Genomic DNA, 14,625 nt, shown 5'->3' with positions numbered 1-14,625 from the left:
CATGCCGCGTTTTCTAGCTCCGCTGCTGTTGCTGTGCCTGACCTTCAACGCCCACGCCGACAGTTACATCACCCGCCTGTTGAACAAACCGGTGCCGGGTGGCGTGGCAGTGGTGGATCTGGGCAGCTCCGTCCAGGCGCCGAAAGCCAGTTATCAAGGCAAGCCCGTATTGGTGGTCAAGGAACAGAACAACTGGTTGGCCATCGTTGGCGTGCCGCTGACGGTCAAACCGGGCAGTCAGTCGCTTAGCAGCGGTGGCCGCAACCTGAGCTTCACCGTCGGCAGCAAGAAATACCCGGAACAGCACATCACCCTGAAAAATACGCAGCAGGTCAATCCGAACCCGGAAAATCTCAAGCGCATCGAAGGTGAGTTGGCCGAGCAGATCCAGGCCTACCGCAGCTTCAGCCCGAATACCCCGAGCAACCTGCTGCTGGACAAACCGGTCAATGGACCGCTGTCGAGCAAGTTCGGCGTGCGCCGCTTCTTCAATGGCGAAGAACGCAACCCCCACGCGGGCCTCGACTTCGCCGTACCCGCCGGCACCCCAATCAAGACCCCGGCCGCCGGCAAGGTGATCCTGATCGGTAATTACTTCTTCAACGGCAATACGGTGTTCGTCGACCACGGCCAAGGCTTTATCAGCATGTTCTGCCACATGTCGAAGATCGACGTGAAAGTCGGCCAGCAACTGGCGCGTGGTGACGTGGTCGGGAAAGTCGGCTCAACTGGCCGCGCGACCGGGCCACATATGCATTGGAACGTCAGCCTGAACGATGCGCGGGTGGATCCGGCGATTTTTATTGGGGCGTTTCAGCCATAAATAGTTGTTGAGGCTGATGGCCTCTTCGCGGGCAAGCCTCGCTCCTACAGTTTGCGGGTTGAACTCCAGGTTTTGCCACGACACAAAACCCTGTGGGAGCGGGCTTGCCCGCGAAGGCGGCCTGAGCATCACCGAAACCCGCAGATAACCTGCCCCCCTTCTATCAATTGCGCATGGCTGAGACACTGCGCAAAGAACAAAACGATCCAACTCCTTACGAGCAATAAAATCTCGCAAAAGCCTTCTTTTCGAGTATTCCTCTCAAAGTTTTTCGACCGCTTGCCATCCTTTCCCCTCGCGGTTAGGGTTGAAGGCATGAAAACCTCTCACACCCTCATTCAGCTCCGTCAGCACCGCAGCCTGTGCCTCGTCAGTGCACGACTGCCAGGCTGAATCGCGGTGCCTCGCCCTACGCTTTATCCAGAACATTTTGATCCACCGGCAGGCCGCCTTTTTTCGGCCCATACAATAAGGATTTTCCGATGAGCATGCTCAAAGACCCGTCTTCGAAATACCGCGCGTTCCCGACCATCAACCTGCCGGATCGCACCTGGCCGTCGAAAACCATCGACGTCGCGCCGATCTGGTGCAGCTCAGACCTTCGTGACGGCAACCAGTCGCTGATCGAGCCCATGGACGCGGTCAAGAAACTGCGTTTCTGGAAAACCCTGGTGCAGGTCGGCGTGAAAGAAATCGAAGCCTCGTTCCCGGCTGCTTCGCAAACCGACTTCGACTTCGTGCGTACCCTGATCGAAGGCGGTCACATCCCGGACGACACCACCATTCAGGTGCTGACCCAGGGCCGTGAAGACTTGATCGCGCGTACCTTCGAATCCCTGCGTGGGGCCAAGAAGGCCATCGTTCACCTGTACAACGCGACCTCCCCTTCCTTCCGCCGCATTGTCTTCAATCAGGACAAGGACGGGATCAAGGCCATCGCCGTGAACGCCGCCAAGCTGTTCGTCAAATATGCCGCCCAGCAGCCGGAAACCGAGTGGACCTTCGAATACTCGCCAGAAACCTTCAGCGCCACCGAACTGGAGTTCGCCAAGGAAGTCTGCGACGCGGTGATCGAGGTGTGGAACCCGACGCCTGCGCACAAGGTGATCCTCAACCTGCCCGCCACCGTCGAATGCGCAACCCCGAACATTTATGCCGACCAGATCGAATGGTTTGGCCGTCACATCAACCGTCGTGACAGCGTGATCATCAGCCTGCACACCCACAACGACCGTGGCACTGGCGTTGCCGCCACCGAGTTGGGCCTGATGGCCGGCGCCGACCGCGTTGAAGGCTGCCTGTTCGGCAACGGCGAGCGTACCGGTAACGTCGATCTCGTCACCGTGGCATTGAACCTCTACACCCAGGGCGTCGACCCTGAGCTGGACTTCTCCGACATCGACGGCGTGCGCAAAGTCGTCGAAGAGTGCAACCAGATTCCGGTGCACCCGCGTCATCCGTACGTCGGCGACCTGGTTCACACCGCGTTCTCCGGCTCGCACCAGGACGCCATCCGCAAAGGCTTCGCCCAGCAGAAACCGGACGCCCTGTGGGAAGTGCCGTACCTGCCGATCGACCCGGCCGACATCGGCCGCAGCTACGAGGCGGTGATTCGCGTCAACAGCCAGTCGGGCAAGGGCGGTATCGCTTACCTGCTGGAACAGGAATTCGGCATCAGCTTGCCGCGCCGCATGCAGATCGAGTTCAGCCAGGTCGTGCAACGTGAAACCGATCGCCTGGGCCTGGAGATGACCGCCCAACAGATCCACGCGCTGCTGCACAGCGAATACTTGCAGGCCAACACCCCGTATGCGCTGGTCAGCCATCGCTTGCAGGAAGAAAACGGTCACAGTGCCGTGGAAGTGGAAGTCTCCAGCAAGGGCCAGGGCGAAACCAACCTGCACTGGCGTGGCAAGGGCAACGGCGCCCTGGAAGCACTGGTGGCCGGTCTACCGATTCCGGTAGAAATCATGGACTACAACGAACACGCCATCGGCGCGGGCACCAATGCCAAGGCCGCGGCCTACATTGAACTGCGAGTGAACGGTGAGCGTGCGGTGCACGGCGTCGGCATCGATGAAAACTTCACCACCGCCAGCTTCAAGGCGCTGTTCAGCGCGCTGAACCGCTCCCTGAGCCAGCCGGAAGCGAAAGCGGCGTAAGCCCCTTCGCAGCAATGCAAAAGGCCCCGGGGTGAGAACCTCGGGGCCTTTTTTTGCCTGCATTTTTGTATTGCCTGTAATGGCCTCATCGCGGGCAAGCCCGCGATGAGGCCCTGTCAGGCAGCGAAAATCTCAGGTGAACTCGAAGGTATCCGCATCCAGATTCGCCGGGAACCGTGTGCGATAAGCCGCCAGTTCCGCCGCGTCGAGCACGACCATGAATACGCCATCGGCATCGCCTGCGCTGAGCAACGTCTCACCCTGAAAATCCAGGACCTGACTGTCACCGGTATACGCAAAGCCTTTGCCATCGGTACCGATGCGGTTCACCGCCGCCACATAGCAGAGGTTTTCGATCGCCCGTGCCGGCAGCAAACGGTTCCAGTGCTGACGCCGTGCACCCGGCCAGTTGGCGGTGTACAGCAGCAAGTCGGTGTCTTGCGGATCGCGACTCCAGACCGGGAAGCGCAGGTCGTAGCAAATCAGCGGTCGTACTCGCCAGCCCTTCAATTCGAACTGCACCTGACGCTCGCCCGGGGTGTAGTGGTTGTTCTCGCCCGCCATGCGGAACAGGTGACGCTTGTCGTAGTGCCACACCTCCCCGTCCGGTCGCGCCCACAACAGACGGTTGCGATAGCTGCCGTCAGCCGCCTGGACGATGATGCTGCCGGTCACCACCGCCCCCAGCTTCGCCGCCTGAGCCCGCATCCATTTACAGGTAGGGCCATTTTCCGGCTCGGCGAGGGTTTGCGATTCCATGGAGAAACCGGTGGTGAACATCTCCGGCAGGATGATCAGGTCCGCGCCGCGAGCCTGTTCCAGCAACGGCTCGAAATGCTCCAGGTTGGCCTGACGATCATGCCAGGCCAGGGTGGTCTGGATCAGTGCGAGATTCAGATTGGGCAGAGCACTCAAATCACGCATAGTTTTGCCGCTGCTTCACGCAGGGTCTCCTCGCGCTTGGCAAAGCACAGACGCACCAGACGCTGGCCGACCGGTGGCGTCTGGTAGAAAACCGAGATCGGGATGCTCGCGACGCCATGCTCGCGGGTCATCCATAGCGCCATTTCGACGTCATTGAGGTCCGGGCGAATCTGCGAATAATCGACCAGTTGGAAATAAGTACCGGCCACGCGAGTAAAACTGAAGCGCGATGGCGTCAGCAGATCGCAGAACAGATCGCGCTTGGCTTGATAGAAGCCCGGCAGCTCTTCAACGTGTTCCGGGTGCTCGGCCATGTAATCGGCCAAGGCGTACTGCAACGGCGTCACGCCGCAGAAACTGACGTACTGGTGCACCTTGCGCAGCTCCGCGGTAAGGGCTGGCGGTGCCACGACATAACCGGTTTTCCAACCGGTGACGTGGTACGTCTTGCCGAACGAACTGACCACGAAAGCACGCTGATACAGCTCTTCATGGGCCAATACGCTGGCGTGAGGCACGCCATCGAACACCAAGTGTTCGTAGACTTCGTCGCTGATCACATAGATGTCGCGGTCGCGGATCAATGCCGCCAACTGATCCAGTTCGGCACGGCTGATCAGTGCGCCGCTGGGGTTGTGCGGGGTATTGAGAATGATCATCCGCGTGCGCGGCGTAATGGCTTCAGCAAGCTTCTGGAAATCGATGGAAAAGTCTTTCAGGCCCAGTTGCACATGCACACAACGACCACCGGCCAACTCCACCGAAGGTTCATAACTGTCGTAGGCCGGATCAAACACGATCACTTCATCGCCGCTGTGGATCACCGCCTGAATCGCGCAAAAAATCGCCTGAGTCGCGCCGGGAGTGACCGTCACTTCATTGTCAGCATCGACGTGGGCGCCGTAGCTGCGGGCGATCTTCGCCGCGATCTGCTGACGCAACGCCGGCAAGCCGGTCATCGGCGAATACTGGTTATGGCCACTGGCGATATGCCGACCGACCGCATCGCGCAAGGCCTGCGGGCCGTCGAAATCGGGAAAACCCTGGGACAGATTGATCGCCCCGGTTTGCGCCGCGAGCTGAGACATCTGCGTGAAGATAGTGATGCCGACATTCGGCAGCTTACTGGTGATCATCGGTGATTCCCTGCGCTACACCCGGCTCTAACGGCGGCACGGGAGAGCCCGAGGATAGCCCAAACGACGCCCATAAAAAAAGGCGCATAAAGCGCCCTTTCTTTAACCCGATCCTGTGGGAGCGTGGCTTGCCCGCGATGGTCACGCCGCGGTGTCACAGGTACACCGCGTTATCGTTCATCGCGGGCAAGCCCGCTCCCACAGGAGCCGGGTTAGCCATAGATCAGCGCTTGTCGCGGCGCTTCTTGTCGGCCTTCTTGTGGTGCGACATCAAACGACGCTTCTTGTTGACCTGACGGTCGGTGAGCGTGTTTTTGTTACCTTCGTACGGGTTCTCGCCGCCCTTGAACTCGATGCGGATCGGCGTACCGACCAGTTTGAGCACACGACGGTAAGTGTTTTCCAGATAACGGACGTAAGACTTCGGCACCTTCTCGATCTGGTTACCGTGGATCACGATGATCGGCGGGTTCGCACCACCCAAGTGGGCATAACGCAGCTTGATCCGACGGTTGTTGACCATCGGTGGCGCGTGCTCGCCAACCGCATCTTCCAGAATCTGGGTCAGGCGGTTGGTCGGCCAGCGGGTGACCGCGGACTTGAACGAGTTCTGTACCGAAGCGTAGAGGTTGCCTACGCCAGTGCCGTGCAGGGCCGAGATGAAGTGGATGTCGGCGAAGTCGACGAAGAACAGTCGACGTTGCAGCTCGACCTTCACGAAGTCGCGCTCGCTCGGCGTCATGCCGTCCCACTTGTTGATCGCGATAACCAGCGCACGACCGGCTTCAAGGGCAAAGCCCAGCAGGTTGAGGTCGTGGTCCACCACGCCTTCGCGGGCGTCCATCACGAAGATCACCACGTTGGCGTCTTTAATCGCCTGCAGGGTTTTGACCACGGAGAATTTTTCGACTTCTTCGTGAATCTTGCCGCGCTTGCGTACACCAGCGGTGTCGATCAGCGTGTACTTCTCGTCGTTACGTTCGAACGGGATGTAGATACTGTCGCGGGTGGTACCGGGTTGGTCATACACGATCACCCGATCTTCACCCAGCATGCGGTTGACCAAGGTCGACTTGCCGACGTTCGGACGACCGATGATAGCGATCTTGATACCGTCTTTTTCGCTTGGGCCAGGAATGCGCTTGGCTTCCTCACCTTCGGCAACGACTTCTTCTTCGCCTTCTTCCGGCTCTTCTTCGTCTTTCGGGAAGTCGCTCAGGGCGATTTCCAGCATCTGGGTGATGCCACGACCATGGGCACCGGCGATCGGGATCGCGTGGCCCATGCCCAACGGGGCGAATTCGGCGCGGGCCATTTCAGGGTCGATGTTGTCGACCTTGTTGGCGACCACGTAGGAACGCTTGTTTCGCTTGCGCAAGTGCTCGGCGATCATCTGGTCGGCGGCGGTGAAACCGGCTTTGGCATCTACCAGGAACAGAACGACATCCGCTTCTTCAATGGCCAGCAGCGACTGCTCGGCCATCTTTTCGTCCATACCGTGCTCGTCACCGGAGATACCGCCGGTGTCGACCAGAATGTAGGAACGCCCTTGCCACTTGGCCTCACCGTATTGGCGATCACGGGTCAGACCGGACAAGTCGCCGACGATGGCGTCGCGAGTCCTGGTCAGGCGGTTGAACAAGGTGGACTTGCCGACGTTCGGTCGGCCCACCAGGGCGATTACGGGAACCATGCGGCTCTCCACTTCGTTATTTCAGAAAATACAAAAGCCGCTGCGAGGCAGCGGCTGGTGCTCGGGGCAGCGCCTGGAAGCGCTGCGAGCCTTGCAGAACAAGGCCGCTTGGGGGTTAAACCCCAAGCATAGTCTTTACTTGATGGTCAGGGCTTCCAATTTGCCGCTGTTGCCATACACATAAATCGTGTCACCCACCACCAGCGGACGGGCACGCAGGCCGTCGCTGTCGATGCGCTCGCGGCCGACGAAACGACCGTCCACCTGACTCAGCAAGTGCAGGTAACCTTCCAGGTCACCGACTGCAACGTAGCTGGAAAACACTTCCGGGGCCGACAGTTGACGGCGGGCCAGCGAATCGTTACTCCACAATGCAGTGGTGGAACGTTCGTCAACGCCTTCAACGGTGCCCGAAGACAGGCTCACGTAGACGCTGCCAAAACCCTGGGCGACACCGGCATAGCTGGAAGCATCACGCTGCCAGAGCTGACGACCGCTTTCCAGGTCCAGCGCCGCGACGCGACCCTGGTAGCTGGCGACGTACAGCGTCCCGCCGGACAACAGCAAGCCACCGTCGATATCGACCACACGCTCCAGTTCCGAACGACCTTGTGGAATCGCTACACGCTGTTCCCACACCGGCACGCCGTTGGAAATATCCAGAGCGACCACTTTACCGGTCGACAGGCCAGCCACCGCAAGGCGGTTGGTGACGATCGGTGCGCTGGTGCCGCGCAGGGTCAGAACCGCTGGGGTGCTGTCATACAACCAGCGCTGGTTGCCGGTGGCGGCATCCAGACCAATCAGACGGTCATCCTGGGTCTGAACCACCACAACGTCACCGTTGGTGGCTGGCGGCGCGAGGACTTCACTGGTCACGCGAGCGCGCCATTTCTCTTCACCGCTGCTGGCGTCCAGGGCAACGATTTCGCCCTTGAGCGTGCCGATCATGACCAGACCGTAACCCACGCCAACGGCGCCGGAAACAGGCAGTTCAAGCTTCTTCTTCCATTTGACGTCGCCATTGCTGCGATCCATCGCCATCACCACACCGGTGACGTCGGCGGCATAGATGGTATCGCCATCGATCGCCGGAACCAGCATGTTGTAGGTTTCGCCCTGACCGTTACCGATCGAACGACTCCACTGCTTGTGCAGAACCACTTCTTCTTTGAAGTCGGTCAACTCGGCCGGTGGCAATTCTTTTTTGCTGTTGCTGCTGCAACCCGCGGCCAGAATGGCCAGAGCCAGCAATGCTGCATGTTTCCAACGGATCACGTCACGCATCCCCTTTGGCCAGGTCGTCCAGCTTGATTTGTAAGCCACCGACCGCCGCTTCATCCGACAGTGCCGCCTTGGCTTTTTGATACGCCGCGTTCGCTTCGTCGGTACGACCCAGTTGCACCAGCAAGTCGCCCTTGAGTTCTTCGCGAGTGGCCAGGAAGGCCTTGTCGGCATCGCCTTCGAGCAGTTTCAGGGCTTCATCGACCTTGTTCTGCGCGGCCAGTACCTGCGCCAGGCGCTGACGGGCGATTTCGCCCAGTGCCGGGTTGGCCGGTTTGTCGACAATGGCTTTCAGCTCGCTGGCTGCGTCGTCCAGCTTGCCGCTGTCGACCGCGACTTTCGCCACGAACAGGCTGCCGTATTGCGCGTAAGCAGTGCCGCCGAACTCGCTGTTGAGCTTGCCGGCCAGTTCCGAAACACGTGCAGCATCAGGCTTGCCATCAGGCGTCAGCGTGGTTTCCAGCAATTGCTGATAGAGAATCGAGGCGCCCTGCGACTGATTGCTCTGATACTTCTGAAAGGCCTGCCAGCCGAACACAATGACCAGCGCCAACAGGCCGCCAGTGACCAGGGGCTTGCCATTGCGTGTCCACCAGTCCTTCAACTCCGCCAGATGTTCGTCTTCGGTACTCGACACCCCAATACTCCTTAATCGCTAAATCGGCTGTTTGACAGCTTCAACCCTGCACGACGCAGGTGGCCAGGTGTGCAGCAAGCGCATCCCAGGCAATGCTTTGTTGTTCGCCCTGGCCACGCAGGGGTTTGAAACCTACCACTTGCTGGGCCATTTCGTCGTCACCGAGGATCAATGCGTACAGCGCACCGCTCTTGTCGGCTTTCTTGAACTGGCTTTTGAAGCTGCCAGCACCGGCATTCACTTGCAGGCGCAGGTTGGGCAATTGATCGCGAACACGCTCGCTCAGGGCCAGACCGGCCAGCTCGGCGGCTTCACCGAAGGCGCAGAGGTAAACGTCGACCTGACGGGAGATTTCTTCGGGAATCTGCTCCAGGGTTTCAAGCAGCAGCACCAGACGCTCGATGCCCATGGCGAAACCGACGCCGGGGGTCGGCTTGCCGCCCATCTGCTCCACCAGACCGTCGTAACGACCACCGGCACACACCGTGCCTTGGGCGCCCAATTGGTCGGTGACCCATTCGAAAACGGTCTTGCTGTAGTAATCCAGCCCGCGAACCAGCTTCGGGTTGATCACGTAAGGAATGCCGGCGGCGTCCAGACGAGCCCTGAGGCCCTCGAAGTGCACGCGGGATTCTTCGTCGAGGTAGTCGGCCATTTTCGGCGCGTCGGCCAGCACCGCTTGAGTATCGGCGTTCTTGGTATCCAGAACGCGCAGCGGGTTGGTCTTCAGACGGCGCTGGCTGTCTTCGTCCAGTTGATCCAGGCGAGCGGACAGGTATTCGACCAGTGCTTCACGATAACGACTGCGGGATTCGGCAGTGCCCAGGCTGTTGAGCTCGAGCTTGACCGCATCGCGAATACCCAGCTCGCCCCACAGGCGCCAGGTCAGCACGATCAGCTCGGCGTCGATGTCCGGACCGTCGAGGTTGAAGACTTCACAACCGATCTGGTGGAACTGGCGATAACGGCCTTTCTGCGGACGTTCGTGGCGGAACATCGGGCCGATGTACCAGAGTTTCTGCACCTGGCCGCCGCCGGTAATGCCGTGTTCGAGCACCGCACGCACGCAGGCCGCTGTGCCTTCAGGGCGCAGGGTCAGGGAATCGCCGTTGCGGTCTTCGAAGGTGTACATCTCTTTTTCGACGATGTCGGTCACTTCACCGATGGAGCGCTTGAACAGCTCGGTGAACTCGACGATCGGCATACGGATCTGCTTGTAACCGTAGTTATCCAGCAGACGCGAGACGGTGCCCTCGAAATGACGCCACAGGGGAGTCTGTTCGGGCAGGATGTCGTTCATGCCACGAATGGCTTGCAGAGACTTGCTCACTTTAAATCCTTAAATTCATTCGGCTCTTTAGTCAGAGTCAGCCGCGAGCGATTACAGCTGCGTCAGCTTCGACCTTTTCGGCCGCTTTCTGCCGGATCAAGCGTTCAAGCTCATCCACCAGATTGTCATTCGTCAGTTTCTGCGACGGCTTGCCGTCGATGTAAATCAGGTTTGGCGTGCCGCCGGTCAAGCCGATATGGGCTTCCTTGGCTTCGCCCGGCCCGTTGACCACGCAACCGATTACCGCAACATCCAGCGGCACCAACAGGTCTTCGAGACGCCCTTCCAGCTCGTTCATGGTTTTGACCACATCGAAGTTCTGCCGCGAGCAACTCGGGCAGGCGATGAAGTTGATGCCACGGGAACGCAGGTGCAGGGATTTGAGAATGTCGTAGCCGACTTTCACTTCCTCGACCGGGTCGGCCGCCAACGAGATGCGAATAGTATCGCCAATCCCTTCGGCAAGCAGCATACCGAGGCCCACGGCGGATTTCACTGTGCCTGAACGCAAACCACCGGCTTCGGTGATCCCTAAGTGCAACGGCTGGACGATTTCCTTGGCCAGCAAACGGTAGGCTTCAACGGCCATGAACACGTCGGAGGCTTTTACGCTGACTTTGAAGTCCTGGAAGTTCAGGCGTTCCAGGTGTTCGACGTGACGCAGGGCGGACTCGACCAGCGCAGCGGGAGTCGGCTCGCCGTATTTCTTTTGCAGGTCTTTTTCCAGGGAACCGGCGTTCACGCCGATACGGATTGGAATCCCGCGATCACGGGCGGCATCGACCACCGCACGCACGCGGTCTTCACGACCGATGTTACCTGGGTTGATCCGTAGGCAATCGACGCCCAGTTCGGCTACGCGCAGTGCGATCCTGTAGTCGAAGTGGATGTCGGCCACCAACGGCACTTTGACCAGTTGTTTGATCTTGCCGAAGGCTTCGGCGGCGTCCATGTCCGGCACCGAAACCCGAACGATATCGACGCCAGCGGCTTCCAGACGATTGATCTGGGCCACGGTGGCGGCCACGTCATTGGTGTCGCTGTTGGTCATGCTCTGCACAGCGATGGGCGCATCGCCGCCAACAGGCACGTTACCGACCCAGATTTTCCGGGATTCGCGACGCTTGATTGGAGATTCGCCGTGCATGACTTATTGACCCAACTTCAGGCGAGCAGTCTCGCCACTGGTGAACGGAGCGACATCAATCACCTGCCCGTTGTAGCTGACCTGCGCGCCACGGGCGAAGCCCAGACGCACGGCAAAGGGCGGCTTGCCGCTGACGGAAACACTTTCGCCTTTACGCTTGAGACCACTCAACAGCACTTTACCTGTGCCGTCGGTCACTTGCGTCCAGCAATCGGCGGTGAATTGCAGTTGAACCTGGCCTTGGCCCGCAACCGGAGCTACTGGAGCAGAAGCTGGAACGATCGGCGCAACCGGAGCCGTCGCAACCGCTGCCGGTACCGCAGGAACAGCCGGGGCTGGCGCTGCTGGTGTCGCGACAACCGGAGCAGTGTTGTGGGCCGGAGCCACAGGCGTTGCTACCGGGGCGGCTGGAGCTGGAGTTGGGGCCGGTGCGCTCGCTTCGGTGGCTCGTTCCTCTGCCGATGTCTCGGCCTGCGGCAACGCCAGTGGCGTTTCACCTTCAGCCTCACCTTGCGCGACGGCCTGGTCTTCCGGCTCGTCCAGCGGATGGATCTGGGTGGTGCCGTCGGCGCCTTCGACTTCAACGTGTTCCGGAGCCAGGCTGACCAGGTCTTTGGTGCGCGATGAGGTTTGATCCTGCCACCAGACAAAACCACCGCCAATCACCGCGATCAGCAACAGCAGGCTGACAATTCGCAAAATGGTGTGGGAAACCCGAACAGGTTCTTCGATACGCCCCAGGCTGTGGACGTTGCTGCCCTGGGAGTCGGTACCGGTGGATTGGTCGAACTGCTGAACCAGAACGGCCTGGTCCATGCCCAGCAATTTGGCGTACGCGCGAATATAGCCACGAGCAAAAGTGTGGCCAGGCAGCTTGTCAAAAGCGCCGGCTTCCAGATTACTCAGGGAATTGACGGTGAGGTTGAGCTTGAGGGCCACTTCTGCCAGCGACCAGCCATTGCTTTCGCGGGCCTGGCGCAAAGTCTCACCGGGGTTAACGCGATTCGCTGCTACAACTTCGGGATGCGCCGCTTTCATCATTGCTCCGACAGGTATTGCTGATATTCCGGCGTACCGGGATAGAGTCGTTTTAATTGCAGGCCAAAACTGGCGGCCTTGTCGCGATCTTCAAACACTTTTGCCAGCCGAACGCCGAGCAATAGACTACGTGCATTTTGCTCGGCGAGCAGGCTAAAACGATCGTAATAGTCACGCGCGGGCACATAATGCCTGTCTTCGAATGACAACTCAGCCATTTCCAGCAGGGCACGTGGCTGTTGGCGGTTCAAACGCAGGGCTTTTTCCAGTTGCTGACGGGCCAGATCACGCTGGCCCAGCTTGGAAGCGGTCATGCCGAGGTTCTCGAAAACCCGCGAACGTTCAGGATACAGGGTATCGGCGGCGGCCTGCTCAAAGCGCTCGTACGCCTCTTTGTAACGCTTTTCTTCGAACAGAAAACTGCCGTAGTTGTTCAGGATTCGCGCATCGGTGGAACGGGAAGACAGCGCCTTGCGAAAATGCTGATCGGCCAGTTCCGGCTCCATCTCGGCCTGGAACACCAGCCCCAGAGCCGCGTTGGCGTCAGCATCCGAGTCATCCAGTTCCAACGCTTTCTTCAGCGGGACCTTGGCGCGCTCGGTCATGCCCTGCTGCAAGTACCCAAGGCCCAGCTGCACGTAGGCGGCACGCGCTTCATCACGGCCCTTGCTGGTCTTCATCGGGTTGAAGTCGCCCGACAGGACACAACCAGCACAAAGGCTGGCCAACAGCACAAGCAGCGCGAAGCGCAGGGACATAGAGATCCTCTCTTAATTATTGTTCGCAGCGTTTTGCGGCATATCGTTGTCGGCGCTCAACTCACGCACGGCGATATAACGTTCGCTGCGACGGGTGCGATCCAGCACCTGCCCTACCAATTGGCCACACGCGGCATCGATGTCTTCACCGCGGGTGGTACGCACGGTGACGTTGAAGCCTGCATGGTGAAGCTGATCCTGGAAACGGCGAATCGCATTGTTGCTCGGACGCTCGTAACCGGAGTGCGGGAACGGGTTGAACGGAATCAGGTTGATCTTGCACGGAACGTTCTTGAGCAACTCGATCATTTCGACCGCGTGCTCGACCTTGTCGTTGATGTCCTTGAGCAAGGTGTACTCGATGGTCAGTACACGCTTTTCGCCCAGGGACGACATGTAGCGCTGACACGACTCCAGCAGCATCTTAAGCGGATACTTCTTGTTGATCGGCACCAATTGGTTACGCAATGCGTCATTCGGTGCGTGCAGGGACAACGCCAGGGAGACATCGATGTGCTTGGACAGCTCATCAATCATCGGCACCACACCCGAAGTCGACAGGGTTACGCGGCGCTTGGAGATCCCGTAGCCCAGGTCATCCATCATCAGATGCATGGCGGCCACGACGTTGTCGAAGTTCAGCAGCGGCTCACCCATGCCCATCATCACCACGTTGGTGATGGCACGGTCGACGGTTGCCGGGACGCTGCCAAAGGATTTGTTGGCAATCCACACCTGGCCGATGACTTCGGCGGCGGTGAGGTTGCTATTGAAACCTTGCTTGCCGGTGGAGCAGAAACTGCAATCCAGGGCACAGCCTGCCTGGGACGAAACGCACAAGGTGCCGCGCTTGCCCTGGGGAATGTAAACGGTCTCGACGCAGCTGCCGGACGCCACGCGCACCACCCACTTACGGGTGCCGTCGCTGGAGATGTCCTCGCTGACCACTTCCGGACCACGAATTTCAGCAACGGCCTTGAGCTTTTCGCGCAAGGCCTTGCTGACGTTCGTCATGGCGTCGAAATCATCGACGCCAAAGTGGTGAATCCATTTCATTACCTGACCGGCACGGAAACGCTTCTCCCCGATCGAGTCGAAGAATTTCTCCATTTCCTGTTGAGTCAGACCCAGCAGGTTGGTTTTTACAGTCGATGTAGTCATGGATTCACCTTCACTCTTAAGCCAATGCTTAGCGAGTGGTTACTTCAGTAGCTGCGAAGAAGTACGAGATTTCACGAGCAGCAGCGGCTTCGGAGTCCGAACCGTGTACGGCGTTAGCGTCGATGGAATCAGCGAAGTCAGCGCGGATGGTGCCTGGAGCAGCTTCTTTAGGGTTGGTAGCGCCCATCAGCTCACGGTTCAGAGCGATAGCGTTTTCGCCTTCCAGAACCTGAACGACAACCGGACCGGAAATCATGAAAGCAACCAGGTCGTTGAAGAAACCACGAGCGCTGTGCTCAGCGTAGAAGCCTTCAGCTTCGGCTTTGGACAGTTGCTTCAGTTTCGAAGCTACAACGCGCAGGCCTGCTTTTTCGAAACGAGTGGTGATCTCGCCGATGACGTTTTTAGCAACAGCGTCAGGCTTGATGATGGAGAAAGTACGTTGAACAGCCATGGTGTAACTCCAGAAACGGTAATTTGCGAAAAATTAAACCCGCGAATTATACGCGGGTTCTTGGGTATTGCCTAACTG

Annotated in this window: 13 protein-coding genes; 2 read left to right on the top strand and 11 right to left on the bottom strand. The window is 59.1% G+C overall.

Annotated elements, in window-relative coordinates; genetic code table 11:
* Nucleotide 1: 1 nt before the first annotated feature.
* Entirely contained in the window at nt 2-823 is an 822-nt protein-coding gene (locus J3D54_RS14060; RefSeq protein ID WP_253419088.1) for a peptidoglycan DD-metalloendopeptidase family protein, read from the top strand.
* A 482-nt stretch (nt 824-1,305) separates the two neighbouring features.
* Complete coding sequence (gene leuA / locus J3D54_RS14055) at nt 1,306-2,985, top strand: 2-isopropylmalate synthase (protein WP_253419085.1); 1,680 nt, start codon at nt 1,306-1,308, stop codon at nt 2,983-2,985.
* 132 nt (nt 2,986-3,117) lie between these two features.
* On the opposite strand, the gene J3D54_RS14050 is transcribed toward leuA, so the two are convergent.
* The 11 genes from J3D54_RS14050 to ndk all read right to left on the bottom strand — a co-directional run bounded on the left by J3D54_RS14050 (nt 3,118) and on the right by ndk (nt 14,547).
* Nucleotides 3,118-3,909 carry an amidohydrolase gene (locus J3D54_RS14050; protein WP_253419082.1) on the bottom strand — a complete coding sequence of 264 codons (792 nt, stop codon included), beginning with the start codon at nt 3,907-3,909 and terminating at the stop codon, nt 3,118-3,120.
* Nucleotides 3,897-5,045, bottom strand: a complete 1,149-nt coding sequence (locus J3D54_RS14045; protein WP_253419079.1) for a pyridoxal phosphate-dependent aminotransferase — start codon at nt 5,043-5,045, stop codon at nt 3,897-3,899. Before J3D54_RS14045 ends, J3D54_RS14050 begins: the two co-directional genes overlap by 13 nt.
* Nucleotides 5,046-5,268: 223 nt before the next feature.
* Complete coding sequence (der, locus tag J3D54_RS14040) at nt 5,269-6,738, bottom strand: ribosome biogenesis GTPase Der (RefSeq protein ID WP_007941378.1); 1,470 nt, start codon at nt 6,736-6,738, stop codon at nt 5,269-5,271.
* A gap of 135 nt (nt 6,739-6,873) precedes the next feature.
* Nucleotides 6,874-8,025, bottom strand: a complete 1,152-nt coding sequence (gene bamB / locus J3D54_RS14035; RefSeq protein WP_253419076.1) for an outer membrane protein assembly factor BamB — start codon at nt 8,023-8,025, stop codon at nt 6,874-6,876.
* On the bottom strand, nt 8,018-8,659 hold the full coding sequence (locus tag J3D54_RS14030) for a tetratricopeptide repeat protein (protein WP_253419073.1): 642 nt from the start codon (nt 8,657-8,659) through the stop codon (nt 8,018-8,020). Before J3D54_RS14030 ends, bamB begins: the two co-directional genes overlap by 8 nt.
* A gap of 40 nt (nt 8,660-8,699) precedes the next feature.
* Nucleotides 8,700-9,989: a histidine--tRNA ligase gene (gene hisS, locus J3D54_RS14025; RefSeq protein ID WP_253419071.1), complete on the bottom strand. Its 1,290-nt coding sequence runs from the start codon at nt 9,987-9,989 to the stop codon at nt 8,700-8,702.
* A gap of 37 nt (nt 9,990-10,026) precedes the next feature.
* On the bottom strand, nt 10,027-11,136 hold the full coding sequence (gene ispG / locus J3D54_RS14020) for a flavodoxin-dependent (E)-4-hydroxy-3-methylbut-2-enyl-diphosphate synthase (RefSeq protein ID WP_003185136.1): 1,110 nt from the start codon (nt 11,134-11,136) through the stop codon (nt 10,027-10,029).
* A 3-nt stretch (nt 11,137-11,139) separates the two neighbouring features.
* Nucleotides 11,140-12,174 carry a RodZ family helix-turn-helix domain-containing protein gene (locus J3D54_RS14015; protein WP_253419068.1) on the bottom strand — a complete coding sequence of 345 codons (1,035 nt, stop codon included), beginning with the start codon at nt 12,172-12,174 and terminating at the stop codon, nt 11,140-11,142.
* Entirely contained in the window at nt 12,174-12,932 is a 759-nt protein-coding gene (gene pilW / locus J3D54_RS14010; protein ID WP_253419065.1) for a type IV pilus biogenesis/stability protein PilW, read from the bottom strand. Before pilW ends, J3D54_RS14015 begins: the two co-directional genes overlap by 1 nt.
* A gap of 12 nt (nt 12,933-12,944) precedes the next feature.
* The gene (gene rlmN, locus J3D54_RS14005; protein WP_007941385.1) at nt 12,945-14,093 is read right to left on the bottom strand and encodes a 23S rRNA (adenine(2503)-C(2))-methyltransferase RlmN; all 1,149 of its coding nucleotides are present in this window, start codon (nt 14,091-14,093) and stop codon (nt 12,945-12,947) included.
* 28 nt (nt 14,094-14,121) lie between these two features.
* A complete protein-coding gene (gene ndk, locus J3D54_RS14000) occupies nt 14,122-14,547 on the bottom strand; it encodes a nucleoside-diphosphate kinase (RefSeq protein ID WP_018927065.1) in 426 nt (141 codons plus the stop codon).
* Between the last annotated feature and the right edge of the window lie 78 nt (nt 14,548-14,625).

The organism is Pseudomonas sp. GGS8 (assembly GCF_024168645.1).
In the GTDB taxonomy this organism is placed as follows: domain Bacteria; phylum Pseudomonadota; class Gammaproteobacteria; order Pseudomonadales; family Pseudomonadaceae; genus Aquipseudomonas.
Note: the sequence above shows the minus strand (reverse complement) of the source record. Positions and strands in the feature narration are given on the sequence as shown.

Excerpts from the sequence above, each read along its gene's own strand:
- J3D54_RS14050 (WP_253419082.1), bottom strand. The coding sequence starts at position 3,909 with ATGCGTGATTTGAGTGCTCTGCCCAATCTGAATCTCGCACTGATCCAG.
- J3D54_RS14015 (WP_253419068.1), bottom strand. The coding sequence starts at position 12,174 with ATGAAAGCGGCGCATCCCGAAGTTGTAGCAGCGAATCGCGTTAACCCC.
- bamB (WP_253419076.1), bottom strand. The coding sequence starts at position 8,025 with ATGCGTGACGTGATCCGTTGGAAACATGCAGCATTGCTGGCTCTGGCC.
- ndk (WP_018927065.1), bottom strand. The coding sequence starts at position 14,547 with ATGGCTGTTCAACGTACTTTCTCCATCATCAAGCCTGACGCTGTTGCT.
- J3D54_RS14045 (WP_253419079.1), bottom strand. The coding sequence starts at position 5,045 with ATGATCACCAGTAAGCTGCCGAATGTCGGCATCACTATCTTCACGCAG.
- pilW (WP_253419065.1), bottom strand. The coding sequence starts at position 12,932 with ATGTCCCTGCGCTTCGCGCTGCTTGTGCTGTTGGCCAGCCTTTGTGCT.
- der (WP_007941378.1), bottom strand. The coding sequence starts at position 6,738 with ATGGTTCCCGTAATCGCCCTGGTGGGCCGACCGAACGTCGGCAAGTCC.
- ispG (WP_003185136.1), bottom strand. The coding sequence starts at position 11,136 with ATGCACGGCGAATCTCCAATCAAGCGTCGCGAATCCCGGAAAATCTGG.
- J3D54_RS14060 (WP_253419088.1), top strand. The coding sequence starts at position 2 with ATGCCGCGTTTTCTAGCTCCGCTGCTGTTGCTGTGCCTGACCTTCAAC.
- leuA (WP_253419085.1), top strand. The coding sequence starts at position 1,306 with ATGAGCATGCTCAAAGACCCGTCTTCGAAATACCGCGCGTTCCCGACC.
- rlmN (WP_007941385.1), bottom strand. The coding sequence starts at position 14,093 with ATGACTACATCGACTGTAAAAACCAACCTGCTGGGTCTGACTCAACAG.